We start from the raw sequence: 25,620 nt of genomic DNA on the forward strand, positions 1-25,620 counted from the left end.
CCCACTCAGAATGCTAGGGGTGCGAGGCCGCCTGAAGAGCGGGCTGCATCGATCTTTGAGTAATCTTGCGGCAAAGCTGAGGTTCGAGGGGGAGGGTGAGCGCTGATGGTCCGCACTGTGTCTATCTGGCGCTGGCAGCTCGTCTTCACCGGCAGCATCGTGGCGATCGTCGTGATGATCACCGCGTTCAAGCCGCAGACCTTCGCCAACCCACTGGTGGTCGCCGGCGTCGGTCTCGTGATCGTCACCACGCTCATGACCCTGGCGCTGCCGTGGCACCGGCTCCCGCGCACGGCCGCCACCGTCGTGCCGCTCCTGGACGCGCTCGCCGTGGGCTTCACGACCAACGCGCCCGACCTCCGCCTCGGGTTCCTCTGGGTCTTTCCCGTCGTGTGGCTGGCCAGCTACTTCACGATGCCCTGGGTGCTCGGAGGCATCGCCTTCATCAGCGCCACTCTCGTGCTGTTCGCCGATCAGAGCGGTGCCCCGGCCGACATCCTGCTGCGGCTGCTCACCCTCGTGATCACCCTGGGCTTCCTCGGGGTGACGGTCCGCATCGGCGCGCAGCGCTCCCGCGCCGCGCGCCGCCTCCTGCAGCGCCGCTCCGAGCAGGTCAACCGCGCCGCCGAGCGGGCGGAGGCGAACCAGCGACGCGTCACGCAGATCGTCGACGCGCTGAGCGTGGCGCTCGTGGTCGTGACGACCGGCGGGCGCGTCCTGCAGATGAACGACGCCTACCGCACGCTCTACGGTCGTGATCGCTTCGGTGCCGCTCTGCCCTCGGCCGCGGTCGAGTACGACGCGCGGCGTGGCACGGCGCTTCCGCCATCGCGCACCTCGCTCGCCCGAGCCGCCGGTGGCGAGCGGCTGCAGGCGGAACGGGTGTGGCTGTTCGACGGCACGGGACAGTGGCGTGCGCTCGAGGTGAGCACACAGCCGATGGCCACCGCGGGAGAGGGCGAGGACATCACGCTCGTCGTGATCGACGACGTGACGGCGCTACTCGAAGTCGACGAGGAACGACGCACCTTCAATGCGGTCGTCTCCCATGAACTGCGCAATCCGCTCACCGCGATCCTCGGTCACGTCGATCTGCTCCGCGAGCGCGACGACCTGCCGGGACGCGTGCCGGCGCAGCTCGAGATCATCGCGCACGCGGGTGAGCGGATGCAGGACCTGGTCTCGAGCATCCTGCAGCAGACGAGCCGCTCCGCGCAGGAGCCGTTTGCCCCGGTCGATCTGCGCGAGGTCGTCGAGGCGGCGGCCGCCTCGTACGCACCCGTCATCGCCGGCAACAGACAGGAACTCGGGATCGGGGGCGCCGCACGCCTGGTGATCTCGGGCGATCCCTTCCGGCTGCGGCAGGTGCTCGACAACCTCCTCAGCAACGCCGCCAAGTACACCCCTGCAGGAGGGCGCATCGAAATCGGTCTGGGGACGGCCACGACGGGTCAGGCGGAGGTCACGATCGTCGACGACGGATTCGGGATGACCCCGGAGGATCTGTCACGGGTGTTCGAGCCCTACTTCCGCACCGAGAGCGCTGTGCGTGCCGGCATCAGCGGCACGGGACTGGGAATGGGGATCGTGCGCGAGATCGTCGCCGCGCATGAGGGCAGCATCGACGTCTCCAGCGAGATCGCGGTCGGCACCCGGGTGACACTCCGCTTCCCGCCGCGTTCCCCGGAAGAGGTGCAGACGTGAACCCGCTCGTCCCCGTCAACGTCGACATCACGACGAGCATGGTGGCCGTCGTCACCGTGCTCACGGTGATGGTCGTGGGCCTCGGCACCCTCGCCCGCCCGTCGAAGGCGACGGTGACCTGGGGAGCGGCCTTCGGCCTGGGGATGCTGGCGGCCTACCTCTGGCTCGCGGGCCAGCAGACCGAGGAACCGGTGTTGCGCGGAGCCGCTTCCGCGTTGATGCTCTGCTTCGAACCGCTGGTCTGGATCGGCCTGCGGATGCACCTGGGTCGGCGAGCGCGCTGGTGGCCGGTCGTCGTCTTCATCCTGGTCTCTCCCACGCTCCTGGTGGCCACGGCCGGCAGCGTCTGGTATCTGCCTTCGTTCCAGCTCGTCTTCCTCGGGAGCGCCGTCTTCGCAGGCCTGGTGGCCTACGAGCTGCTGCGGGACAGACCGGCCGTCAGGGACATCGTGCTGCCGCTGGCCCTCGCTTCATGCGGCTTCGTCGTGGTGGCGGTCGTGAGCGCCGTGTCCGCCCTCGTCTCCGGTGGCGCCGGCACCGAGGCGCAGTTGAGCGCACTGCGCGGCATGAATGCCGTCGGCACGGTGGTGGTGAGCACGTGCGCGGCGTTCACCCTGGTGCTGCTGGTGCGTTCGGAGCAGAAGACGAGGGACGCCGATGACATCGCCGACCGCGCCCGTCGCCGGCTCCGCAAGGCCGAGGCGCAGAACGACCTGCCGTGGTCGGTCCTCGACATCCGGCTCGACGATCCGGCCGACCTCCGGGAGGCGTCGACGGGTTCCGCGTTCGCCATGATCGTCGACCGTTTCCATCACGACATCCAGGAGGGGCTCCCCGCGTCGGCCGACGCCGATCGGGTCGCCGACGGTCGCGCGATCGTCGTCATCCGCGGTGGCGACGAGTCGGTCCGGCACCACCTGCGGGGGATCCTGACCCGCATCTCGGTGATCGACAGGGAGACGGCGGTCACCGGGATCCGATCCTCGGCGAGCATCGGCTGGGCGACCGCCTCGGTCGTCGGTTACGACTACGACGCCCTCGTCGCCGCGGCGGGCAGAGCAGCGGTCAGGGCGCGGGATGCCGGCGGCGATCAGTGGAAGCGCGCCACCGCGGCGGATCTCACGTCGGCCTGAGGAGATGTCCGGCTAGGCGGGGCGGGATTCCCGGCCGCGGGCGAGGGCGGCGGCGATCGCTCCTTCGGCCTCGGCATCGGTCTCCGCGGCGGCGGACACGTTCTCGGCGACGACCGCCTCGATGATCTCGGTGCGCTGGATGCGCGTCTCGCGCGGTGCCTTCACGCCGATCCGCACGCTGTCGCCCTTGATCTCGAGCAGCGTGATCTCGATGTCGCCGTCGATGCGCACGCTCTCACCGATCCGCCTCGTCAAAACCAGCATTCGTTCAGCCTAGTGCTGCGGGGACGACGCCGACCGACGGCGTGGGGATGTCTCGTACGACACCGACGGTCTCGATCGTGAGGGCGGCCGCGGTCGCCTCGGTGTACGAGAGCACAGGGAGGCCGTCCGTCTGCGCCGAGACGAGGCGTCGCACGGCCGGTCGCAGCGACGGTGCGCACACCAGCACCGGCTCGCCGCCCTCGTGAACCGAGGCGACGGCCTGCTTCACGGAATCCACCACCGCCTCCATGCGCTGCGGATCGAACACGATCTGGCTGCCGTCGTCGCCCGGGCGCAGGCTCTCGAGCATCGCCTGTTCGAGCATCGGGTTGATCATCACCACGCGCAGGGTGCCGGCATCCGCGAACCGGGCGGCGATCGCGGGGCCGAGCGCGGCCCGTGCGGCTTCGATCAGGCCCTCGGGTTCGGTGGAGACCCTGGCACGCAGGGCGAGCGCCTCATAGATGCGGCTGAGGTCGTTGATCGGCACCCGCTCGGCGAGGAGGCCCTGCAGGACGCGCTGGACCTCGGCCAGGGACATCAGCGCAGGCGTGAGCTCCTCGACGGCAGCGGGGGAGACCTGTTTGAGGGCGTCCGTGAGCTGGCGTACGTCTTCGCGGCTGAGCAGGCGTGCAGCGTGGGCGTGGATCACACTGGACAGGTGCGTGATGATCACGCTCGCCCTGTCGATCACGGTCGCACCGGCGAACTCGGCGCTGTGGCGCATCTCCATCGGGATCCATTTGCCTTCGAGTCCGAAGACCGGGTCGAGCGTCGCGGTGCCGGGGAGGCTGTCCAGCCCCTGCCCGAGGGCGAGCACGGAACCGACCGGCGCCGTGCCGCGGCCGGTCTCGACACCGGCGATGCGGATGACGTAGGTCGCCTGCGGCAGCTCGATGCTGTCGCGGGTGCGGACGGGCGGCGCGATGAGCCCGAGATCGAGGGCGATCCGGCGTCGGAGGGCCTTCACACGCGCGAGCAGATCGTCGGGTCCGCCGGTGACCAGATCGATGATGTCGGGGGCCAGGAGGATCTCGAGCGGATGCACGCGCATCTTCTCGATGAGTTCCTCGGGCTGGTCGGCCGGGGCGGCGGAGGGGCTCTGCGCGGCGGCGGCCGCCTCCTCGCGCTTCTGGGTCGCCTTGATGCGCTGGGCGATGAGGAGGAGGAGGGCGCCGATCGCGACGAACGGCAGCATCGGCATGTGCGGGATGAGCGACATGATGATCGCGGCGCAGCCGGCGATGATGAGCGCATTGCGGGATTGGCCGAGCTGGGCGGATGCCGCCGTCCCCATCTCCGCCTCCGCCGTGGAGCGGGTCACGATCATGCCGGTGGAGACCGCCATCAGCAGCGCCGGGATCTGCGTGACCAGACCGTCACCGATCGTGAGCAGGCTGTAGGTGTTCACGGCCTCGTCGATCGTCATGCCGTGCTGCACGATGCCGATGGCGATGCCGCCCACGACGTTGATGATGATGATGACGAGACCGGCGATCGCGTCGCCCTTCACGAACTTGGACGCACCGTCCATCGCTCCGTAGAAGTCGGCCTCGGCGGCGACCTCGGCGCGACGCTCGCGCGCCTCCGCATCGGTGATGAGTCCGGCGTTGAGATCGGCGTCGATGGCCATCTGCTTGCCGGGCATCGCATCGAGCGTGAACCGTGCACCGACCTCGGCGACGCGCTCTGCGCCCTTCGTCACCACGACGAACTGGATGACGACCAGGATGAGGAACACGACGGCGCCGATGATGAGCGAGCCGCCGACCGCGATGGCGCCGAACGCCTCGATCACCTGCCCTGCGTACGCCTCGCCGAGCACCAGACGGGTCGAGGCGACGTTCAGTCCCAACCGGAACAGCGTCGCCACGAGCAGCAGCGAGGGAAAGACCGAGAAATCGAGCGGCTTCTTGACGAACATCGACGTGAGCAGGATCACGAGCGCGAACATGATGTTCAGGATGATGAGGATGTCGAGCAGGAACGGCGGCACCGGCACGACGAGGAGCATGATGATGCCCACGACGCCGATCGGCACCCCGAGCTTGGGAAGCAGCTGTCTCATGCGGTCCTCCGGTAGGGAAGGGAGTGGATGCCGCGGGCCGCCCCGCGTCGTCGCAACGAGTCGACGAACACGAGCACGCGTGCCACGGCGTTGTACAGGTCTTCGGGGATCTCCTGGCCCAGCTCGCACGCGGCGTGCAGGGCCCGGGCGAGGGTGATCTCGCGCACCAGCGGCACACCGGCGCGCACGGCCTCGTCGCGGATGCGCTCGGCGATCACCCCGCTGCCCTTGGCGACGACCTTGGGGGCGGCGCGGCCGGGCTCGTACCGCAGGGCGATCGCGATGTGCGTCGGGTTGACCACGACGACGTCGGAGCCGGCGACGGCCGCGATCATGCGGTTGCGGCTGACGGCGAGCTGACGCGAACGTCGCTGCTGGCGGATCAGCGGATCGCCTTCGGAGTTCTTGTTCTCGTCGCGGATCTCGCGCTTAGTCATGCGTGTGTGCTTGCGGTTGCGCCGCATGACCACGAACATGTCGATCGCGGCGAGGGCCAGGCCGACCCCGATCGCGGTCTGCAGAAGCGCGGTCGTGCCCTCGCTCGCGGTGCCGAGCAGGCGGGAGATCGAGTGCGCGCCGCTCGCGGTCAGCACGGGCATCAGGCTCGCGATCACGAACCAGAGGGCGATGCCGATGGCCGCGGTCTTCATGAGGGCCTTGGCGCCCTCCCAGAGGGCCTGCATGCCGAACACCCGGCGGATCCCTGTGACGAGGTTGAACTGTTCGAAACGGCCGGTGAGCGGCTTCAGATGCACCCCGCCCTGGATGACCGCGCCGATCAGGGTGACGATCGCGACGGCGGCCAGCATCACGGTGAGCGTCGGGAGCACGGAGGCGAGACCGCGCCCGAGGGCCGCCAGAGCCGCCTGCGGTGTCGGAGCATCGACCAGGGACGTCAGCGTGAGCAGCTGCTCGGTTCCCGCCGAAGCCCCCAGGGCGATGGCCGCCGGCATCGTGACGGCCGCCGCGCCGATCCCCAGCCAGGCGGTCAGATCCTGGCTGCGTGACAGCCGCCCCTTCTTGCGGGCCTCGCTGAGGTGCTTGTCCGTCGCCTTCTCGCTGCGTTCGCCGCTGTCCGTACCGCTCATTCGTGCACCCCCTGCATCATGCGCAGGGCCTGCGCGGCGAGGGAATCGACGATGCCGGGGAGGACGGCGTAGACGGCGCCCGCGAGCAGCAGCGTCAGCAGGATCTTGACCGGGAAGCCCATCGCGAACGCGTTCAGCGCGGGAGCGACGCGGGTGATGAGTCCCAGCCCGACATCGGCGAGGAACAGCACGAGCACCAGGGGCCCGGCGATCTGCACGGCGGCGAGCACCATCTGCGAGACCCCGTCGACGAGGAGCTCTGCGGGTCCCGCCGCCTGGAACATGCCGTCGACGGGCACGGCCTCGAAGCTGCGGGCGAGCCCGGCCAGGATCAGCTGATACCCGCCGGACGCGAACAGCAGCGTCAGCGCGGTCAGGTGGAAGAGCCGGGTGAACTGGGCGCCGTTCACGAGCGAGTGCGGGTCGAAAGCCTGAGCGAGCTGGAACCCGCCGAACACGTCGATCAGGCTGCCGGCCGCCTGCAGCGCCGAGAAGCACAACAGCACGAGGAAGCCGAGCAGGGCACCGGTGACCAGCTGCAGAACCAGGGCCCCGAGGAACGGGCCGGTGTCGAGGTTCACGTAGCCGGGGGCCACGGCCGTGCCCACCGCGAGGGAGAGCCCGATCGCGAGCATCGCCTTCACCCGCACCGGAATCGCCCCGTACGAGAACGGCGGGGCGATCATGATGAAGGCCGTGATGCGCACGGCGGTGAGCATCGTGGCTTCCAGCCAGGCGAAGTCGATCGGGATGTACACGTCGTCATCCGCTCAGCAGCGAGGGGATACGGGCGAACATCTCGTTCGTGAAGGCGATCATCTCCGCGATCATCCAGTTGCCCGCGATGAGCAGGGCGATCCCGACGGCGACGATCTTCGGCACGAACGACAGCGTCACCTCCTGCACCTGCGTGATCGACTGCAGCAGCGAGATGGCGAAGCCCACCACGAGGGCGGTGACCAGCACGGGCGCGGCGAGTTTCGCCGCGATGAGCAGCCCCTGCGTTCCGATGTCGATGACGGCTTCGGGACTCATCCCACCCCTCCGTAACTCTCGAGCAGCGCCCGGATGATGAGCCCCCAGCCGTCGACGAGGATGAACAGCAGGATCTTGAACGGCAGCGAGATCATCACGGGCGGGAGCATCATCATGCCCATCGACATCAGCGCCGCGGCCACGACGAGGTCGATGACCAGGAACGGGACGAAGATCACGAAGCCGATGATGAACGCGGCCCGCAGCTCGGAGATCATGAACGCGGGGATGAGCGTGTACATCGGGACGCTCGAAGGGTCCTCGGGGTTGGGCTGACCCGCCATCCGGGTCATCAGGGCGAGGTCCTCTTCGCGCGTGAAGCGGAGCATCCACTCCTGCAGAGGCAGTTGGCCGACGTCGATGGCCTGCGTGAAGGTGAGCGTGCCGTCGATGTAGGGCTGCACTGCCACCGTGTTGATCTCGGTGAGCACCGGCCACATGATGAACAGCGACAGGAAGAGCGACAGGCCGGCCAGCACCTGGTTGGGCGGGATGGTCGGCAGCGAGAGGGCATTCCTGGTCATCGCCAGCACCACGAAGATCTTCGTGAAAGACGACATCATCAGCAGGAGCGCGGGGGCGACCGAGAGCAGGGTGATGCCCAGCAGGGTCAGGATCGAGCCGGACGGACCGCCGTCGACGCCGTTGATGTCGATCGTGACGCCCTCGCCCGGGTCGTCCGGGGTCACCTGTGCGTGGGCGGCCGTGCCCGACAGGAGCGTCATCACGACGACCAGCACCGCGGCCGCGGCGAGGATCAGCGCGATTCGCCGCAGCGCGCGCCCGTCGACGACCCCACGGGCGACGCTCATCGGGTGCGCCGGATGGCCTCGGCGGTCTGCCGCCAGGTTTCGGGGGAGAGGATGGAGCCACGCAGCGGGTCGTTCCGGTGACGGACCCGGCGTTGCGGCGCCGGCGTCACGGGAGGGCCGGCCGCCGATTCGGTCAGGGCGGTGGCGGCGAGGATGCGGTCGAACTCCTCGGCGTCGGACGCCGCCTCTGACGTCGTCGCCGACCACGTCGACCGTGCGGTCTCCTCCGGCTCATCTGCGGGTCTGACCGGCAGACGGTCGACGACGTTCACGCCGTGCTCGGTGACGCCGAGCACGTACCGGGCGTCCTCCGTCTGGATCACGACGATCTGCGCCTTCGGGCCGACCCCCTGGCGCCCGAGCACCGTGATCGCCTCGCTGCCGCGGCGACGCGCCTGCGTGCGCGCGACGCGTCGCTGCAGGAACCACAGCACCCCGAGCACTGCGGCGAGCGAGAGCACGACCCGTAGGCCGAGCAGGAGGTCGTCCAGGGTCAGGCCTCGACGTTCTCGAGGATGCGGGTGATCCGCACCGCATAGTCCTGGTCGACGACGACGACCTCGCCGTGCGCGATGATGCGTCCGTTGAGCTTGATGTCGGCCGGAGCGCCGGCGGAGCGATCGAGCTCGACGATGCGTCCCGGTTCCAGATCGAGCACATCGCGCACCGCCATCCTGGTGCGCCCGATCTCGACGGTGAGCTCCATCTCGACGCCCGCGATGCGGTGCAGCCGCCGCGAGGACGAGGAGGCACCGGCGGGCGCGCGCGTCACGACGACGGCGAGCCGGCCGACCGTGTGGTCGGCGTCGTCCTGGAGGTCGAAGAGCTGCACGGCCGGGTCGGCGAAGAGGGAGGAGGCATCGCCGACCGTGCCTGCGCCGAGGGCGCCGGCACCGAGCGCGCTGGTCGCGCTCTCCAGCGCGTCGCGCAGCCGGTCGGCCAGGGGCGTGCCGCCGAGGCCGTCGACCAGGATCTCGGGCTCGAACAGCTGCACCGCCAACTGCGCGCTCGCCTCACCGACGAACTGCACGACCAGGGCGTCGCCGGTGTCGCCGGAGACCTGCGAGGCGCGCGCGACGAGAGGGGAGGCGGTCGGCAACGATGCGGCGAAGGCGGCGGCGACGGCGGACTCGTAGGTGGTGGTGCTGGTCACGCGGGCTCCTCGGCGAAAGCGGGATCGGGGACGGTGGTGGTCACGACGCAGGCCAAGCGCGCTCCTGCGCTGCCGACGGCTGCCGTGGCGACGGTCTGATCACCGACGGAGAGGACCATCGGACGATCGGCGGAGTGCGGGAACGCGATGACGTCGCCGACGGACAGATCCAGGACCTCGCGGGGCAGCACGGCTCGCGGTGCGAGTCGCAGCGCGAGTTCGACCGGGGCGATCTCGACCTGGCGACGGATCCGGGCGGGTGCCGCGGTGCGCTCGTCGTCGGACGGACGCACGGTGAAACCGGCGAGCACGGAGGCCGGCAGCATCACGCTCGTCGGCACGGTGCGACCGGCGAGACGCATCGAGAACCGTGCGACGATGACGGGCTCGCCGGATGCCGCCACCTGGGCGAACTGCGAGCTGTACTGGATGCCGCTGAAGGCGACCCCGGTGGGGAGAAGACCGTCGAGTGCACCGGTGAGGTGGTCGACCGCGTCGACGATCAGCGAGCGGATCAGGGCTTGCTCGATCGGGGTGAACGTGCGGTCCTCTGAGGCTGCGGAAGCTCGTCCGCCCACCATCTGCACGATCCAGGCGGTCGCGGCGGAGGTCGGCAGCTGCACGATGAGGCGCTCTTCGGAGTCGGGCAGGGCGCACACGATCATCGTGGTCGTCGTCGGCAGCGACTGGGCGTACTCGCCGTATGTCATCATGCCGACGTGCTCGACCGCGATGGTGGCGCGCACGTGGATCTTCGCCGAGAGCTGCGCGGACCACTGGCGGGAGAAGGTCTCGAAGGCCAGTTCCAGGGCTCGGGTGTGCTCGCGCGAGAGGGTCGCCGAACGGCCGAAGTCGTACACCTCGACGTCGGCGGTCTTCGTCGCCGTTCCCGCGCGCACGTCGGAGCGCACGCTGTCCTCGATCACCACGAACCGGACTATCGGGCGGTGAACGGCGTGCGTTAGGTGAGAAGGCGGGTCAGGAGGACGGCTTTCCCGCCTGTGCCTGGGGGATGAGCGCGCGCACCTCCTCGTCCGCATCGGAGAGGACGACGATGTCGACCCGTCGGTTCTGGGCCAGGGCATCGGGGGAGTCGCCTGGGGCGACCGGCCTCGTGTCGCCGAATCCGACCGACTTCAGGTGCGCGGGCGGCAGCCCCGAGGCCTCGACGAGGTGCCGCAGCACCTGGGTGGAGCGTCCGGCGGACAGCTCCCAGTTCGTGGGGTACGGGGCGACCGATCCGCGCACGTCGGCGTGGCCCTCGACCGAGATCTCGTTGGCGGTGGTGACCAGCACCGAGCCGAGCGCGTCGAGGACGAGGAGCGCTTTCGCACTGAGCGTCGTGCTGTTCGTGTCGAAGAAGGTCTCGGCACTCACGAGGCCGATCGTGAGGCCGCGCTCATCGATCGTGAAGGTGACGTCGGCTTCGAGACCGTTCTGGGCGAGCACCTGACGCAGGCGCTCACGCAGCGCCGACAGCTCGTTGAACTCGGTCTGCGCAGCGGCGAGGTCGATGTCGGCGAAGTCCTCGCCCTTCTCATCGACCAGTTCGGGAGGCACGACCACGCCTGTCGTTGCGTCGATCTCGTCCGAGGGCTCCTGCCCGAATCCGGTCGCGAGGGAGGCGCTGAGAGCCTCGAACTTCTCCTGGTCGACGGTCGACATCGCGAACAGCACGATGAACATGCACATCAGCACCGTGACCATGTCCATGTAGGACGCCATCCACCGCTCGTCCGGACCGCTGTGCTCCTCCTGCGGCACGCGGCGACGGGCACGGACGCTCATGACGCCTGCTCCGTCTCCTCGGCTGCTCGGGTGCGTGCCTTCCGGCCGGAGCGGGCGGAGGAGCGTTCGGACACGAGGGCTCGCAGGCGCTCGCCGACGAACTGCGGCGGTGCGCCGGCCTGGATCGCGAGCATGCCCTCCATGAGCACGGTCATGCGTTCGAGTTCGAGCTCGCCGAGACGCTGGAGGCGTCCGCCGATGGGCAGCCAGATGAAGTTGGCCGAGAGCAGACCCCACAGTGTCGCGACGAACGCTGTCGCGATCATGGGACCGAGCGTGTCGGGCTTGTCGAGTTTCTCCAGCACGTGCGTGAGGGAGACGACGGTGCCGATGATGCCGACCGTGGGTGCGAAGCCGCCGAGCGTCATGTAGAAGCGTGAGGCGGTGCGGTTGCGGGCGGCGGTCGATGTGAGCTCATCCTCCAGCAGTGTTCGCAGGTCTTCGGCGTCGGTCCCGTCCGCGATGCTCTGCAGTGCCTGGCGCAGGAACGGGTCCTTCTCGTCCTCGAGTCCCTGCTCGAGGGCGAGGAGCCCTTCGGCGCGCGCCTTCTCGGCGTAGCCGACCACCGTGTCGATCATGCTCGACGCGGTGCGGCGCTCGCCGCGGAAGGCGCGGGGGAGCGACTTGACCGCATGCAGCGCATCGCGCACCGTGCCGCTCGCGATGCCGACGGCGATCGTGGCTCCGAAGACCAGCACCATCGGGGCGGGGATCAGCAGTGATCCGATGGTGGCGCCCTCGAGGTTGATCATGGCGATCAGTGCGCCGAACGCGAGGACCAGTCCGAGGATGAGAGACGGATCCATCAGAGACCGACCTCGGCATCGGGGGCGGCGGAATCCGATCCGGCGGTGCTGATCAGAGCGGCGGCCGTGGCGAGCACTCCGGCGCGGAACCGGGTGATCTGCGCGATCACGTCATCCATCGTCTCGGTGACGACGAAGGTCGCACCGTCGACCATGATGAGCGTCGTGTCCGGCGTGGCCTGGACACGTTCGATCAGGTCGGGATTCACCGCGAACCGCGAACGGTTCAGGCGCGTGAGGACGATCATGGGCTCCATCCTGGAAAGATCCGTCCGCGTTCCGGGGAGCACGGACCCGACGGCCCGTCCTGGGCTGTCGGGGGTGACTGTCGGCCGGCGGCGGTCGGACGTTAGCCGAGCCCGGTTCAGGGAGGTGCGCGCGACGAAGTTTCCGTCGGCGGGGGAGCAGAAGCGCGAGTTCGTCGGAGCAACAGGCCTACAAGGCCATCGCTCAGCTCGAAGCGGCAGGATTCGTACAAGAGATCACCGGACGCAAGCGGGACCGTGTCTGGGTCGCCGCCGAACTGCTCGCGGAGCTCGACGACCTCGATCGGCGGATCCAGGCGGAGATGGGCAACTGAAGGGCCAACCGGCGGGACTGCGATCACGTGGGTGTCGCTCCGAGATGCTTCGTGCTCACTGTGCGACCGAGACGGCTCAGCGGTCGGCGAGCAGGCGGTCGCGCACCTGACGACGCAGCACCTTGCCGATGAGCGACCGGGGGAGGTCGTCGACGGCGGTGACCCGGCGAGGCACCTTGTAGGGGGTGAGCCGGGTGCGGCAGAAGTCGCGCAGCGCATCCACGTCGAGGGCCGCACCGTCGCGGAGCACCACGGCGGCGGCAACCTCTTCTCCGCCGTGGGGTCGCGGCAGGCCGACGACCGCCGCGGCGACGACATCGGGGTGGGCGACCAGCGCGTCTTCCACCTCGCTGGGAGACACGTTGAACCCGCCGGTGATGATGAGCTCCTTGAGGCGGTCGACGATGCTCACGAACCCGTCGGAGGAGACCTGGGCGATGTCGCCGGATCGGAGCCAGCCGTCCGGCAGCAGGGCATCTGCCGTCTCGCCCGGACGCCCCCAGTACCCCTGGAAGACCTGCGGTCCGCGGATGAGGAGCTCGCCGGACTCGCCGGCGGGCAGGTCGACCGCAGGGTCAGCCGGATCGACGACGCGGATCTCCGTGCTCGGGAAGGGCACCCCGACGGTGCCGGGGCGACGGGTGGGACCCATCGGATTGCCGAGCGCGACCGGTGAGCTCTCGGTCATGCCGTAGCCCTCGACGAGCAGGCCACCGGTCGCTTCCTCCCAGCGCTTCACGGTGGCCACCGGAAGGCTCATGGCCCCGGAGATCGCGAAGCGGACCGTCGAGAGGTCGATGGTCCCGCGGGCGGCCGCACGTGCGAGCGCGTCGTAGATCGGCGGCACGGCGGGAAGGAAGGTGGGCGGCGTCGTACGTGCCGCCGCGGTGACCAATCCGAGGTCGAACGTCGGGAAGAGGACGAGTCGCGCGCCGATGCTCATCGCGAAGGTGAGGCACAGGGTCATGCCGTAGGCGTGGAACAGCGGCAGCACGCCGTAGAACGTCTCCTCGCCGTCGACGAGACCCGGTACCCACGCCCGTCCCTGCATCGCGTTGGCACGGAGATTCGCGTGCGTGAGGATCGCTCCCTTCGGGACACCCGTCGTCCCGCTCGTGTACTGCAGCAGGGCGATGTCTTCCAGGCCCGGTCCCGCCACCCGTCGGGAGAGGCGTCGGTGATCGGCGAGGCTCTTCCACGCGATCAGGTGCCGCGCCTTCGGGGCGCCCGTGAGCTTCGCCCTGGCCTCGCGGGCCCGGGGCAGGGGCAGGCGGAGCGCGAGGCGCTTCGACAGCGGCATCGCCGTGGTGATGTCGACGCTCACGATGTGCTCGACCCTGACATCGGCGGGGAATCCGGCGACCGTGTCGACCGATTTGTCCCACACGACCGCGACGCGGGCGCCGTGATCCTCGAACTGATGCCGCAGCTCGCGCGCGGTGTAGAGCGGGTTGTGCTCGACCACGATCGCGCCGAGCCGGAGGATCGCGTAGAAGGCGACCACGTGCTGTGGGCAGTTGGGCAGCACCAGCGCGACCCTGTCGCCGTGGCCGACGCCGAGGCGCCGCAGACCCTCTGCTGCCCGTTCGACCTGCTCCCCGAGCTCGCGATAGGTCGTGACCGCTCCGAAGAAGTCCAGTGCCGGGCGCCGCCCGAAAGACTTCACACTCGCCGACAGCATCTCCGGCAGAGTCTGCGACGGTTCCGCGATCTCCGCGGGGACACCCTCCGCATAGGAGTCGAGCCAGGGGCGGGAGGCGAGCGGGGATTCGGGCATGCCTCCATCCTGCCCCGGGATCCCTCTCAGCGGACACCGCATCCGTTCAGCCGAGGAACAGGAACACGATCGACAGGATGACGGAGGCCGCGCCGACCCCGGCCAGCGTGATCCCCAGCACCTGGAACGCATGCAGCAGGGGCCGTCGGGGCTCGAACCGCATCAGGCTCGGGTGCCGTTCACTGAGGAACGCGTCGGCTTCTTCCCTCCCGTGCCAATGGATCGATTCCTCCGCGCGCAGCGGGCGCTCCCAGAAGTCACCGGCGGCGAACCAGCGCGCTCGCGCCCGGCCGCCGCCGTCCTCGACGATGACCACCTCATGCGGCACCCAGGAGCCGTCGTGCAACTTCACCAGGAGCACGATCGCGAGCAGCGGGAGCCCGATGCCGAGGCCGATCCACGAGAGGACCTCGGCGATGGTGCCGACAGCGTCGACCGCGTTCATGACCGGCTCCGTTCTCCCTCAGACGACAGTACCGGCGAAACCCGGCGGCCTAGGCTGAAGGGGTGGACGAAGACACACGGAACGTGCAGGCGGCGCTGGCGAGCATCACCGAGCACTGGCAGCCGCATCGATTGACGAGCATCAACGACTACGACGTCAAGGTCGTCAAACTGCTCGGCGAGTTCGTCTGGCACACCCACCCCGATACCGACGAGCTCTTCATGGTGGTGCACGGAGAGCTGACGATCCAGCTGCGCGACCGCGATGTCGTGCTCGGACCGAACGATGTCTTCGTCGTCCCGAAGGGCGTCGAGCACTGCCCTCGCGCCGACCACGAGGTGCACGCGATCCTCTTCGAGCCGAAGGGCACCGTCAACACGGGCGATGCCGGCGGCGAGATGACCGCGGAGCTGCGCGAATTCGGATAGCCGGACGACCCGCAACCGGGAGCATCGTCCGCGCGGATCGAAGAGGTTCGCGCGGACTGCTCCGCGGTCCCTACTCCCGTGCGAAGGCGGCCTGCGCTTCGAGTTCGAGGTCGAGGTACTGCTCCTCGCTCACATCGACCGCCACACCGTGGATCCTTCCAGCGGTGAACGCGAAGGGAGCACGATAGGAACGGCTCACCGAGTCCGCGCTGTCGTATCCGATGCACAGTCCGTCTCCGCACAAGGTGAACTTCCCGACCTGGGCGCGCATGGGGCCGCTCGCCACCGCGTGGTCGTCGACATAGAGCGTCGTGGTGCCGATGGACTCCTTGTACTCGCCCGGTCCCTCGCGATGGAACTCCATCCCGAGGGAGTGCTTCCCTGCGGTGAGGGGCTCCGACACGAACGTCTGTTCCGGCGGGATGCCGAGGAAGTTGTAGACATAGTGCAGTCGTCCGTCCTGGATGAACAGCGCGTGGCCGCCGAACCGTGACCCGTGGGCGAAGATCACGCCTTCGGTGTCGTGTTCGATCTCGACGTCCGCGATGATCTTGAACGATCGGCCTCGCACGTTCACGGCGACACCCTCCGGCACCGCCCCGCTGTCGGGGTAGTAGATGTAGCGGTGGCGCGGAGGTTCGGAAGAGGGGCGCTCGATCGTGAGCTGCTCCATCGCGGTGCGGTCATCGATGGGGAGTCCGAAGTTGACGTCGGCTTCTTCGAACCAGGCGTCGACGAGCTCTCTGACCTTCTCGGGGTGGTCCGCCGCGACGTTCTTCGATTCCGAGCGGTCTCGGTCCACGTGGTACAGCTCCCACGCGTCCTCGTCGAAGCGACCGTGTCCGGTGATCGGGGCGTGCGTGGCGGCGACCTTCCAGCCGTCTTGCCAGAGTCCCCTGGTGCCGATCATGTTGTAGTACTGGCGCTTCTTCCGAGTGGGAGCGTCGGGGGCGGCGTCGAACGAGTACCGCATAGAGACGCCGGGCAGCGGGGCTTGCTCGACACCGCGATACACCTCGGGCATCTCCAAGCCGGCGACGTCGAGGATCGTGGGCACGATGTCCGTGGCGTGGTGGTACTGGTGGCGGATCTCACCCTTCGCTTCTATGCCGGCGGGCCAGTGGATGATCATCGGATCGCAGGTGCCGCCGGAATACTGGCTGTAGCGCTTGAACATCTGGAACGGGGTGGAGAAAGCTGCTGCCCAGCCCGTCGGATAGTGGTTGTAGGCCTCGGGCCCTCCGAGGTCGTCGATGCGGGTGAGGTTCTCCGCGAGGTCGTCGGGGTAGTTGTTGAAGAACTTGTTCTCGTTCACGGAACCATCGGACGACCCCTCTCCGGACGCGCCGTTGTCGGCGCAGTAGAAGATGATCGTGTTGTCGAGCTGGCCCGTCTCCTCCAGGTAGTCGACGATGCGTCCGATCTGTGAGTCGGTGTACTCGCTGAACCCGGCGAAGACCTCCGCCATGCGACGGAAGAGCGTCTTCTCGTCTTCGCTGAGCGTGTCCCAGGGCTTCACATGGTCCGCGGAGTTCGCCTGATCTTCCGGCATCGGATTGAACGGCGTCAGGTCGGTGTCCGCGGGCATGATGCCGCGCTCGATCATGCGGCCGAGAACCCATTCGCGGTAGGCGTCGTATCCGTCGTCGAAGGCGCCCTTGTACTTGTCGATGTACTCCTGGGGCGCCTGGTGCGGCGCGTGGTTGGCCCCAGGGCAGAACCACATGTACCAGGGCTTGGACGGGTTGGTCGCCTGCTGGGCGCGCAACATCTGCAACGCCTGATCCGCGAGGTCTTTGGAGAGGTGGTACCCCTCTTCCGGGGTGTACGGCTGCTCGATGAAGTGATTGTCCTCAGCGAGGTCCGGATACCACTGGTTCGTCTCACCACCGAGGAATCCGTAGAAGCGGTCGTATCCCATCTGCAGCGGCCATTGGCGGCGGCTGCCGCCGGCGGCGTTGTCCTGTTCCGGGACGTTGTGATCTTTGCCGAGCCAGAACGTCGAGTAGCCGTTGTCCTGCAGGATGTGAGCCATCGGTGCGCAGTCATCGGGGATCCGGCCGGAGTTGCCCGGAAACCCGTTGGTCGACTCCATCAGCGAGGCGATGCTGTTGCGCGTGTGGTTGCGCCCCGTGAGGAAGACGGAGCGAGTGGGCGAGCACAGCGCGGTGGTGTGCCACTGCGTGTACGTGAGTCCGTTCGCGGCGAGCCGGTCGAGAGTGGGCATGTTGATCCGGCCGCCGTACGGCGACCACGATGCCATCCCGGTGTCGTCGTAGAGGATCACGAGGACGTTCGGGGCGTTCTCGGGCGCGGTCGGCAAGAGGTACGGCTTCCAGTCCGGCACCGAGTCCCGCACGTCGAGCGCGATCTTGCCGTTGAACTGTTCAGCCATGCCGGTACCCCCGTCTCGAGATGGGGCGGTGAACCCGCCACCATCCGCGACGCTACCCAGGCGTGTCCCGTCTGTGGGCCCCACGTCACCCCCAGGGGGTGACCCGGACGGGCTCGCCTCAGATCTTGATGGGGAAGGTCAGCAGCGTCGCGATCCCCGCGATGACGATGACCCCGCTCAAGCCGAGGAACACCCAGCGCCGCCATGGAGCCGCCTGGTGCTGCGAGAGAGCGGCGAAGAACAGGACGAGGGCGAAGAGCACCGTGAGGAGGGAGTAGTCGTCGCCGCGCTGATTGTTGGCGAGAGCCTCGTCGAACTTCGCGTCGGCGCGGGCGCTCAGCTCTTCGGACTCGACCGAACCCGGCGGGACGTACTCGTTCATCACGAAGGGTCCTCGGGCAGTGCGACCTTCGGCCGTCCACGCGTCGAACGCGACGGCGAACTCTTCGGTGAAGCGTTCCTCGACGAACCGGACCAGGTCGTCGCGTCCCTCGGCCCCGGCGAGCACCCACTCGGTGTAGAGCGTGAGGTCGTACTGGCGCGCGGCTTGCGCCGTCGACTGCGCGGAGGCGGCTTGCACACGGGCGCTGGACGCCTGGCTGAACGCGATGGACATCTCTCCGCCCCATTTCGAGGCCTCGAACCCGCACCACGCCGTCAGCACCGCGGTCACCGAGAGCAGCACGACCGTCACGATATCGAGCACGCGGGTCGTGCGGACCGACTCTTTCCTGGGTTCCTGCGGCATGGCCCGATCCTCGTGCTCTTCGGCGGGATACGGAAGCGCTCGTTCATCCTGCCGGGGTGAAGGATCGCGGAAGACGCCGTGCTCTGCTGACGGGTTCGTCGCGAGAGGGCGGGGCGATCATCAGGAAGGGGTGAGGGAGTGCGCGCGTGCGCGGTTGCCCGCGCGTAGCGTGCAGCGTGTGGACGAGAGCATGGATGCGCCCGATCCGGAACGAGAGGGCCGACCGAAGCCGTCGCGGCTGCAGCTGGTGCTGCCCGCGAAGCCGCTGGCGTCGGGATTCGCCGTCGCGGTCGGCGTCCTCCTCGCGATCGCTCTGGCAGCCACCGTCGCCGGCATCTCGACCGTGCTCATCTCGATCTTCCTCGGGATGTTCCTCGCGCTCGGTCTCGATCCGTCGGTTCGAGCCTTCGAACGCCGGGGGATGAGTCGTGCCGCGGGGGTGACGATCGTGGCCGTGATCTTCCTCCTCGTCGTCGCGGTGATCCTGCTGCTGCTGGTGCCGGCGACGATCCGTCAGATCTCGGCGGCGATCGAGGCGGCCCCGGAGACCATCGCGGCGGTGCAGCAGAGCGGGTGGTACCTGTCCCTCGAGGAGAGCCTCGGGATCGATCTCTCGGCCGTCATCGCAGAGGGCATTCGTTCCCTCACGACGCTGTCCTCCTTCCTGGCGATCTCGGGAGGAGTCCTGAAGGCGGGATTCGGTGTGATCGGAGCAGTGTCGAGCTTCGTCATGGTGGTCGTGCTCACCCTGTACTTCGTCTCCTCGCTGCAGAGCATCAAGGCAGCGGCGGCGCAACTGGTTCCGCTGTATCGGCGGGCTCGGTTCACCGAGGTGCTGGAGGAGATCACGCGATCAGTCGGCGGTGTGGTCGCGGGCGGCGTCACCCTGTCGGCGATTAACGCCCTCGTCGTCTTCGTGATCCAACTCGCGGTCGGTTCGTCGGTTCCGGCGGTGATGGCGATCATCGCCTTCTTCGTCACTCTGGTGCCGATGATCGGCTCTCTCGTGTTCCTGATCATCGGCGGCGTAGCGACGCTGTTCGTCAGCCCGACGGCCGCGGTGGTCTTCGTGGTCGCGTACCTCGTGTACATCCAGGTGGAGGCCTACATCGTCACGCCGCGGATCATGGGCAAGGCGGCGGCCGTGCCCGGTGTGCTCGTGATCATCGGTGCGATGGTGGGGGCGACCCTCCTGGGCCTGCTCGGGGCGCTCGTCGCCATCCCGTTGACGGCATCGATGCTGATCGTCATCCGCAAGGTGTGGATCCCGCGGCAGAACAGCCGGACCGAACCTCCCGACGACGAGACGGTCAGGTGAGGGCGACCGCGTGACGTCGACGGCGGACCAGGAGTCCCCCGGCGAGGATGAGCAGGATCCCGATCCCTGCGAACAGGGACACGGCGGGCGCGTCGACTCCGGTGGACGGGAGGCCGCCGCCGCCGTCCGGAGCCGGATCCGGGGGTGGAACCAGGTACACGTTCGTGATCGCCGCGATCTGAGACGTCGGCGGCTCGCCTCCGGTGGCCGGGGCGGTGATCGTGACGATCTGGCCGTCGTTGAGCCTCGACCCCTCTCCGAAGGCACCGACCGCACCGGTCTCGGACACTCGGCACACCGAGCCCAGCGGGATACCGTCGAGGCGCGTGCGAAGGTCGTCCGCGCTCGACACGGTGAGGGTGCCGCCCGCGGGGAGCACGAGGGGAACGCCGGCGACCGTGCACTCGACGAGGAAATCGAAGCTGTCCGGAGCTCGCCCCGTGTCGCCGGCCAGCACCTTCTGCACCCCGAGGTCGCCATCGAGCAGGGTGACCCCGGCCTGCACGGGGGCCACGGAGTACTCGCGCCCTCCTGCATCCGTGCCCACCGCGCCCATCTGATTCCACGCGAAGCCCCCGGCATCGGGGACGGTGATCGGAGCGAGGTCCGGATACTCCGGCGATTCCGGGACGTTCTGCGTCTCATAGTGCAGCGACAGCACCTGGCCAGGGCCGAACGACCCGGCCGCCGTGGCGGTGAAGTCGATCGTGACCCGGATTCCGGTCACCTCCTCCCACGCGCCGGCGTAGGAGCGGACGGGCACCCAGGTCGCGGTGGTGTCGCAGAGCAGATCGCCGAACCATGCCGAGCTCGATCCCGTGCCCACGCAGGGCGAAGCCGAGGTCGTCACGTCCAGGGTCAGGGTCGCTCCGACCGGGAGGATGTTCGCGGCCAGGGACTCGGGGAGGAGCACCGGGTCGAATGTGGTGTTGCGTGCAGCGCCGGTCGCCAGCAGCCGGTCGCCGATCCGCGGCAGGGGATCGACGATCGATACGGTCTCGAATCCGACCGTGCCGCTGTTCACGACGGAGAGCCGCCAGTCGTCCGTGGCGCCGACAGCGGTGTAGGCGGCGCACGGTGTGCGGGTGTAGCCGTCAGGGTCGAGCGGACAGGCCGCGTCGGGGTTGTTCAGGTTGACCTCGCCGTCGACCAGGTCGCCGTCGACTTCGCCCTTGACGTACTTGTACGCCGCGAGGGATCCTCCCGGCGACGGCTGGACATAGTTGGTCGTTCCGCACTGGTCGTCGTCGAGGCCGGATACCGTGCCCTCCCCGTTGCCGGACGCATTCGTGCATGCGGTGAGCGCCTCATCGGTCGTGACGACGAACGTGTTGGTCGTGAACTCGTCGAGGGCGAGTCCCGGGGCCAGCACGAGGTTCACGGTGATCGTGAAGACCTCACCGGGTGACATCCGATTCCCGGCCTCCGGCCAGGTGAAGGTCACGTTCTTGCCGGTGTCGTCGATCAGAGCCGACACGTCCGTCGACAGCGTGCCCCCCGCCGAGGTCTGATAAGTCGGCGGGGAGAAGTCCCAGTCGAGGTACTCGGGGAGCGTGTCGACGACCTGGTCGATCGTGAGGAAACCGGTGCCGGTGTTGGTGAACTGCAGCGTCCACGGGAGGCTGGCGCCGATGGACACGACGTGGCTGGTTCCGGGCTGCGACTTCACGACATCGAGCTCGTGCGTGCCGGGATCGATCGTCAGGTCGGCATCGGCGTCGGCATCGGCATCCGCATACAGTCCATCGAGTCGCTCGCTCACGACCGTCGCCGTGTTCGGGAGCGTCGTCGGCAGCGACAGGTCGGTGCCGTCTCGCTGCGTCGTGAGCGCGACGATGTCGAACGCGAGCTGCGCGGTCCAGTCGTCGGGCGGTGCATTGCGCGAGAAGACCTCTCCGGCGGCATTGCGGAACACCGCCCGAAGGCCGACGATCGCGGCCGGATCCGCCGCCGTGGGGAGCGCCGCAGTCGCCGCGAACGCACCTTCGACCCAAGTCGATCCCACGAGCGCGTCGATCCGCACCTGGTCGGCACCGGCCGGCAGCACCACGCTCAGCGCAGGGTCGGGAGCCAGCTGCACCGCGTTCCAGAAGGCGGCGTCCGCATCCGTGATGGTGACCTGCTGGGTCGCCGCTGTGGAGGAGCCGTCCGTCGCGTCGAGCGTCACGGTGACGGGGTCTTGCAGCTGGGTCTCGAGAATCGATTCCGGATCGATGGTCTTCGCGAGCGTCGCGTCGAGCAGGGCGCTGACGAGCACCACGGTGTCGTTCGCGGTGTCGCTCGGCGTCGACGCGTTGCCGGAGGGAGTCAGGACCGGGTCGTAGGACTGGGCGATCACGTCGTTGGCGACGGTGCCGGGCTCCACGAGCTGATCGGCATCCGAACGCTCGTACTGCCGCACCTTGGTGACGATCCCGACGCTCAGGTCCTCCCCGGCGCGGATGCTGCCGCCCTCGGTCGTGGGGTCGATGCCGTGGAACACGACGCTGACCCCGACCACGGTGGCGAGATCGCCGGCGGTGAGCGTTCCCGCGTCGGTCACGGAGAGCGTGCGGGTGCTGAGCGTGCCATCGGTCGCACGGTCCCAGAGCGTGACGGTCGACGCGGCGGGGTCCACCTGTTCGACCGGATAGGCGAAGGTGAGCGATTGCACGGTGAGGCGCTCGTAGGGGTTGGTGTCCGCGTCGTAGACCGCGTCGTCGAACGGATCATCCGCCCAGGCGCCGGGAGCACTCACGCACTGGTCCGCCGCTCCGGCCGCGCAGGGGATCGGATCGGTCACGCGCACGTACGACGCGCGTGCGGTGCTGTCGTTTCTGGCATCGATGTCGAACGTCACGTCCGGATAGTTCGCGGGGTCGACGTCGGCGGACTCCGGGATCGTCACGCTCGACGGCGTGACGGTCTTCTCCACCGAGACGAGGGGCGGCTGGTCGATCAGGGTGATGTTGTCCTGCTCCGAGTCGCTGCCGTTGCCCGCTGCCGAGGTCCAGTCACCCCGGAGGCTGTTCCACACGATGCCGGGGTCGGGGTCGTTGAAGGTCTCGTCGGCGCTCACCCAGCGGTCGCCTGTCGCTGTGTCGTCGCGCACGACGTTGCGCAGCTCCCAGGTGAGGAAGGTCGGCCGATATTCTCCGACAGCGGAGGTCGCGAGTCCGGAGCCTGGTTCGGGTCGCGTGGGATCCGTGCTCGCCGTGCGTGCGGCGTCATCGGGCTCGTAGACCAGGCGGACTCCCGTCGTCCCGGCGGTCTGCGCGGGCGTGAGCGTGTAGCCGACGAATCCGTCGGCTCCCATCCAGGTTCCTCCCGGCGCGGCGATGGGGGTCCACACGCCATCGACGAAGAGCCAGACCTCGGTGATGTCGTCCCAGGCGAGCAGGGGATCGTCGGCGAGAGTGACCGGATCGATGCTCAGCAGGTCGAAAGCCTGGAACACGGTGCTCGCTGCGCCCGGGGGATCCATCTCCGGAGCCGTGGCGGGATCGGTGAGGACGAGGGTGTCGATCCCGCGGGACCCGGTCCGCCACTCGTTGCGCGTGGAGACGATCGCGCCGGACTGCGCATCGAGGAAGTCGGCATCGGTGGTCTTGTCGCTCGTCTGGACCCACCGCTTGTTCGCGTCGACGCCCACGCCCTCGCCGGTGGCGGGAGTCTGCACACCGATCGTGTCCTGGTCGGTCACGACATCGCTGTCGATCCCCTCAGGCAGGCCGTCGACCTCGCCGTGGCTCTGCGCGCTCGCCTCGTTCTCGTAGACGGTGGGCTCCTGCGCGGACTGCTCGTCCTCGGGGGCATCCCGCGGGTCGGTAGGGCCGGATCCGTCGCGCAGGTCGGCCCGCGCATCGAAGACGACGTTCGGCACGACGCTGAACCCCTGGGAGAATCCGTCCGGGTTGTCGAAGGTGAACCGTATCCCGGTGACGTCGGAGGGGAGATCGGGTGGTGTGAGCGCGGCCGCGAACTCTGCACGGCTCATCTGGAACGTCTGCGCGGTCTCGCCTGTGCTGACCGTGGCGAGCGTCGCCCACGATCCGTCCGGCCGCTGGTACTCGACCGTCGCGGTGGTGTTCGGCGGGACCTGGGTGGGCGCGATCGCCACGATGTCGAACGCGTTCCAGAAGTCGTCCGCCTGGTCGTCTCGCCAGGAGTCCTCGACGACGATCTGAGTCGGATCCACCTGCGCGACGCCCGTCTCGGTGGTCGCGGTCAGGCTGGCGACCACACTGTTGCCCGGTTCGACGGCGCCGCCCGGCGTGATCTGCTTGTCGAGCGCGACCCCGATCTGCGGGAAGTAGACCGTGATGTCATCGACCGCTGCGTCGTCAGCGGTACCCACGTCGTTGGTCGCGGTCACGTCGATGCTGTTCGTCCGCTGGTGCGTCGGTGCTTCGGTGCTGACGAGCGCGAGCGAGGGCTCGATTCCCACGTCGATCGTCGCGACCGTGCCGGCAGGGATCTGGCCGGTGAAGTCGATGACGAAACCGGTGACGGTGCCTGTGGGCGGGGTCGGCGCGTCCCCGTCCGCGAACGGGACGGGAGGCTGCGCGACCCCGTCGATGTACCAGGTGATCGTGCCGGCGGTGGCTCCGTCCGGGTACGGGATGCCGGAGGGGAAGCCGCCGAAGAGCATCTCGGCGTCGAAGAAGCCGAGATCGGAGATGCTGAGGCTCTGCACAGGGCCGTTCGACGTGTTCGTCGCCGTGAGCTCCGCCATCGCGTCTCCGCCGGCGGGGAGCTCCGCCGGAGTGATCGTCTTGCCCGCGACCACGTCGACGGTCAGCGGACCGATCTCGTAGGGCGCCGTTGCCTCGTCGCTCGCCGTCGCACCGCCGGGTGCGTTCACGGTGGACGTGACGCTGTTCGTGACGGAGGCGCCCGTGGCGAGCGAGCTCTCGTCGTTGCGATCCGTCGCGCGCTGCTCCACGGTGAAGCCCGTGGAGGCTGCGGAATCCGAGGCGATCGTGCCACCGGCATAGGTCAGGCGGATGCCGCCGACATCACCGGGGTCGACGCCGGCCGGCAGCCCGGGAGTGCTGGCCGGTGTGCCGGTCTGCCAACTCCACGTCCCCGTTCCCTCGTCGTAGACATACGCATCGACCTGGACCGTGGTCGCGTCCGGGGGAAGGGTCGTGGAGACGAACCCTTGGAAGTCGACGATGCGGAAAGGATTGTCGGCGCTGAGGGTCGCCGCTCCGTCGACGGCGCCCGTCGGCTCCTGGATCACGAGTGCGTCGCCGCCGATGTTCGACTGGTTCTGCGCGCCGATCGTGATCTGGGAGGTCGCACCGGCGTCGAACTGCTGCGAGGCGGGCGACCAGTTCTTGCTGGCCTCGACGCCGATCACGGTGTCGATCGTGACGACCGCATCCGCCGTGTCCGAGATGGTCGCGGGGACGTCTCCTGGACCGTTGTCCCAGTCCGCCGTCGCCGTGTTCGTCACGGTGTCGCCGTTGTACGCCCAGTCGGCGGGCAGGTCGAGCGGTGCGCGCAGCACCACGCTGAGCTTGAGGGTTCCGCCGGCCTCGAGGCCGACCCCGCCATCCACGGGCTGCTCGAAGACGACCCTGACCGAGCAGTCGTCGGTGACCTCGACGGGTACACCGCCTTCTTCGACGCATCCGGTCGTCGTGACGTTCAGCGGCAGAGTGGAGGGGGTGTACGACGAGCCGACGAACTCGAAGCCGGCGAACTCGGCCGGAAGGGTGTCGGTGAGGACCACGTTGAGGCAGTCCACATCGTCGCAGACCAGATCGACCGTGTAGGTGAACTCATCGCCGGGCTGCAGGGAGTCCTGCGTATCGAGTCCGTCGACGAGCTTGTCGATGCGGAGCGAGGATTCTGCGGCCTGGGCGGCCAGCGGGACGACCAGTCCGGCACCGACGAGCCCGATGATGGCGATGAGGGCCAAGAGGAAGCGGCGCAGCTGGTTCTCGGCGGGTCGATTCGTCCTGGACATTGTGCTCGTTTCGTGGGGAAGCCGCGAGGGCAACGAAGGAGTACAGGCTGCCGATGCCGCATGAGCGGATCAGATGTGGTGCGACGCCGGAGCCCACGTGGTCATGTCCTGAGGATTCTATG

General features: G+C 68.6%; 21 protein-coding genes. 4 read left to right on the forward strand and 17 right to left on the reverse strand.

The features are described 5' to 3' along the window. Positions 1-105: 105 nt before the first annotated feature. A complete protein-coding gene (locus MST3598_RS04615) occupies positions 106-1,704 on the forward strand; it encodes a sensor histidine kinase (protein ID WP_029258639.1) in 1,599 nt (532 codons plus the stop codon). Then, positions 1,701-2,837 (forward strand): hypothetical protein, encoded by a 1,137-nt coding sequence (locus tag MST3598_RS04620; RefSeq protein ID WP_029258638.1) that lies wholly within the window; start codon positions 1,701-1,703, stop codon positions 2,835-2,837. Before MST3598_RS04615 ends, MST3598_RS04620 begins: the two co-directional genes overlap by 4 nt. Positions 2,838-2,849: 12 nt before the next feature. Here the strand turns inward: MST3598_RS04620 and csrA are convergent, their stop codons facing one another. From csrA to MST3598_RS04695, 14 genes are all read right to left on the reverse strand, one after another. Continuing rightward, entirely contained in the window at positions 2,850-3,101 is a 252-nt protein-coding gene (gene csrA, locus MST3598_RS04625; RefSeq protein ID WP_029258637.1) for a carbon storage regulator CsrA, read from the reverse strand. A 4-nt stretch (positions 3,102-3,105) separates the two neighbouring features. Then, a complete protein-coding gene (locus MST3598_RS04630) occupies positions 3,106-5,169 on the reverse strand; it encodes a flagellar biosynthesis protein FlhA (protein WP_036271494.1) in 2,064 nt (687 codons plus the stop codon). Beyond that, on the reverse strand, positions 5,166-6,257 hold the full coding sequence (locus tag MST3598_RS04635; RefSeq protein WP_021198958.1) for an EscU/YscU/HrcU family type III secretion system export apparatus switch protein: 1,092 nt from the start codon (positions 6,255-6,257) through the stop codon (positions 5,166-5,168). The genes MST3598_RS04630 and MST3598_RS04635 overlap by 4 nt, the downstream gene beginning before the upstream one ends. Next, positions 6,254-7,015 carry a flagellar biosynthetic protein FliR gene (locus MST3598_RS04640; RefSeq protein ID WP_021198957.1) on the reverse strand — a complete coding sequence of 254 codons (762 nt, stop codon included), beginning with the start codon at positions 7,013-7,015 and terminating at the stop codon, positions 6,254-6,256. The genes MST3598_RS04635 and MST3598_RS04640 overlap by 4 nt, the downstream gene beginning before the upstream one ends. Positions 7,016-7,019: 4 nt before the next feature. Continuing rightward, positions 7,020-7,292, reverse strand: coding sequence for a flagellar biosynthesis protein FliQ (gene fliQ, locus MST3598_RS04645; protein WP_021198956.1), 273 nt, complete (start codon positions 7,290-7,292; stop codon positions 7,020-7,022). Beyond that, a complete protein-coding gene (fliP, locus tag MST3598_RS04650; protein WP_021198955.1) occupies positions 7,289-8,104 on the reverse strand; it encodes a flagellar type III secretion system pore protein FliP in 816 nt (271 codons plus the stop codon). The genes fliQ and fliP overlap by 4 nt, the downstream gene beginning before the upstream one ends. Then, positions 8,101-8,565 carry a flagellar biosynthetic protein FliO gene (fliO, locus tag MST3598_RS04655; RefSeq protein ID WP_029258635.1) on the reverse strand — a complete coding sequence of 155 codons (465 nt, stop codon included), beginning with the start codon at positions 8,563-8,565 and terminating at the stop codon, positions 8,101-8,103. Before fliO ends, fliP begins: the two co-directional genes overlap by 4 nt. Before the next feature lie 32 nt (positions 8,566-8,597). After that, a complete protein-coding gene (fliN, locus tag MST3598_RS04660; RefSeq protein WP_021198953.1) occupies positions 8,598-9,257 on the reverse strand; it encodes a flagellar motor switch protein FliN in 660 nt (219 codons plus the stop codon). Beyond that, a complete protein-coding gene (locus MST3598_RS04665; RefSeq protein ID WP_036271493.1) occupies positions 9,254-10,186 on the reverse strand; it encodes a flagellar motor switch protein FliM in 933 nt (310 codons plus the stop codon). The genes fliN and MST3598_RS04665 overlap by 4 nt, the downstream gene beginning before the upstream one ends. 49 nt (positions 10,187-10,235) lie before the next feature. Next, on the reverse strand, positions 10,236-11,045 hold the full coding sequence (locus MST3598_RS04670; RefSeq protein WP_029258633.1) for an OmpA/MotB family protein: 810 nt from the start codon (positions 11,043-11,045) through the stop codon (positions 10,236-10,238). Continuing rightward, on the reverse strand, positions 11,042-11,851 hold the full coding sequence (locus tag MST3598_RS04675; RefSeq protein ID WP_021198950.1) for a motility protein A: 810 nt from the start codon (positions 11,849-11,851) through the stop codon (positions 11,042-11,044). The genes MST3598_RS04670 and MST3598_RS04675 overlap by 4 nt, the downstream gene beginning before the upstream one ends. Next, on the reverse strand, positions 11,851-12,099 hold the full coding sequence (locus MST3598_RS04680; protein ID WP_021198949.1) for a flagellar FlbD family protein: 249 nt from the start codon (positions 12,097-12,099) through the stop codon (positions 11,851-11,853). The genes MST3598_RS04675 and MST3598_RS04680 overlap by 1 nt, the downstream gene beginning before the upstream one ends. A 408-nt stretch (positions 12,100-12,507) precedes the next feature. After that, positions 12,508-14,208, reverse strand: a complete 1,701-nt coding sequence (locus MST3598_RS04690; RefSeq protein ID WP_029258632.1) for a long-chain-fatty-acid--CoA ligase — start codon at positions 14,206-14,208, stop codon at positions 12,508-12,510. A gap of 46 nt (positions 14,209-14,254) precedes the next feature. After that, positions 14,255-14,653 carry a hypothetical protein gene (locus tag MST3598_RS04695; RefSeq protein WP_036271492.1) on the reverse strand — a complete coding sequence of 133 codons (399 nt, stop codon included), beginning with the start codon at positions 14,651-14,653 and terminating at the stop codon, positions 14,255-14,257. Positions 14,654-14,715: 62 nt separating this feature from the next. Here MST3598_RS04695 and MST3598_RS04700 point away from each other — a divergent pair, with 62 nt between their 5' ends. Continuing rightward, entirely contained in the window at positions 14,716-15,081 is a 366-nt protein-coding gene (locus tag MST3598_RS04700; protein WP_021198945.1) for a cupin domain-containing protein, read from the forward strand. Positions 15,082-15,151: 70 nt separating this feature from the next. On the opposite strand, the gene MST3598_RS04705 is transcribed toward MST3598_RS04700, so the two are convergent. Continuing rightward, a complete protein-coding gene (locus MST3598_RS04705) occupies positions 15,152-17,476 on the reverse strand; it encodes an arylsulfatase (protein WP_021198944.1) in 2,325 nt (774 codons plus the stop codon). 118 nt (positions 17,477-17,594) lie between these two features. Further along, the gene (locus MST3598_RS04710) at positions 17,595-18,224 is read right to left on the reverse strand and encodes a hypothetical protein (protein WP_029258630.1); all 630 of its coding nucleotides are present in this window, start codon (positions 18,222-18,224) and stop codon (positions 17,595-17,597) included. 178 nt (positions 18,225-18,402) lie between these two features. Between MST3598_RS04710 and MST3598_RS04715 the strand changes: the two genes are divergently transcribed. Then, positions 18,403-19,542, forward strand: coding sequence for an AI-2E family transporter (locus MST3598_RS04715; RefSeq protein WP_157749856.1), 1,140 nt, complete (start codon positions 18,403-18,405; stop codon positions 19,540-19,542). Here the strand turns inward: MST3598_RS04715 and MST3598_RS04720 are convergent. Beyond that, a complete protein-coding gene (locus MST3598_RS04720) occupies positions 19,535-25,498 on the reverse strand; it encodes a DUF5979 domain-containing protein (RefSeq protein ID WP_096359468.1) in 5,964 nt (1,987 codons plus the stop codon). The two genes, MST3598_RS04715 and MST3598_RS04720, sit on opposite strands and share 8 nt — an antisense overlap. Positions 25,499-25,620: the final 122 nt, after the last annotated feature.

The organism is Microbacterium sp. TPU 3598 (genome assembly GCF_002356155.1).
Lineage (GTDB): Bacteria > Actinomycetota > Actinomycetes > Actinomycetales > Microbacteriaceae > Microbacterium > Microbacterium maritypicum_A.

What these genes read in the sequence shown, in the direction of transcription:
- MST3598_RS04615 (WP_029258639.1), top strand. Translation starts at nt 106, where the DNA reads ATGGTCCGCACTGTGTCTATCTGGCGCTGGCAGCTCGTCTTCACCGGC.
- csrA (WP_029258637.1), bottom strand. Translation starts at nt 3,101, where the DNA reads ATGCTGGTTTTGACGAGGCGGATCGGTGAGAGCGTGCGCATCGACGGC.
- MST3598_RS04630 (WP_036271494.1), bottom strand. Translation starts at nt 5,169, where the DNA reads ATGAGACAGCTGCTTCCCAAGCTCGGGGTGCCGATCGGCGTCGTGGGC.
- MST3598_RS04635 (WP_021198958.1), bottom strand. Translation starts at nt 6,257, where the DNA reads ATGAGCGGTACGGACAGCGGCGAACGCAGCGAGAAGGCGACGGACAAG.
- fliQ (WP_021198956.1), bottom strand. Translation starts at nt 7,292, where the DNA reads ATGAGTCCCGAAGCCGTCATCGACATCGGAACGCAGGGGCTGCTCATC.
- fliP (WP_021198955.1), bottom strand. Translation starts at nt 8,104, where the DNA reads ATGAGCGTCGCCCGTGGGGTCGTCGACGGGCGCGCGCTGCGGCGAATC.
- MST3598_RS04670 (WP_029258633.1), bottom strand. Translation starts at nt 11,045, where the DNA reads ATGAGCGTCCGTGCCCGTCGCCGCGTGCCGCAGGAGGAGCACAGCGGT.
- MST3598_RS04675 (WP_021198950.1), bottom strand. Translation starts at nt 11,851, where the DNA reads ATGGATCCGTCTCTCATCCTCGGACTGGTCCTCGCGTTCGGCGCACTG.
- MST3598_RS04680 (WP_021198949.1), bottom strand. Translation starts at nt 12,099, where the DNA reads ATGATCGTCCTCACGCGCCTGAACCGTTCGCGGTTCGCGGTGAATCCC.
- MST3598_RS04690 (WP_029258632.1), bottom strand. Translation starts at nt 14,208, where the DNA reads ATGCCCGAATCCCCGCTCGCCTCCCGCCCCTGGCTCGACTCCTATGCG.
- MST3598_RS04695 (WP_036271492.1), bottom strand. Translation starts at nt 14,653, where the DNA reads ATGAACGCGGTCGACGCTGTCGGCACCATCGCCGAGGTCCTCTCGTGG.
- MST3598_RS04705 (WP_021198944.1), bottom strand. Translation starts at nt 17,476, where the DNA reads ATGGCTGAACAGTTCAACGGCAAGATCGCGCTCGACGTGCGGGACTCG.
- MST3598_RS04710 (WP_029258630.1), bottom strand. Translation starts at nt 18,224, where the DNA reads ATGCCGCAGGAACCCAGGAAAGAGTCGGTCCGCACGACCCGCGTGCTC.
- MST3598_RS04720 (WP_096359468.1), bottom strand. Translation starts at nt 25,498, where the DNA reads ATGTCCAGGACGAATCGACCCGCCGAGAACCAGCTGCGCCGCTTCCTC.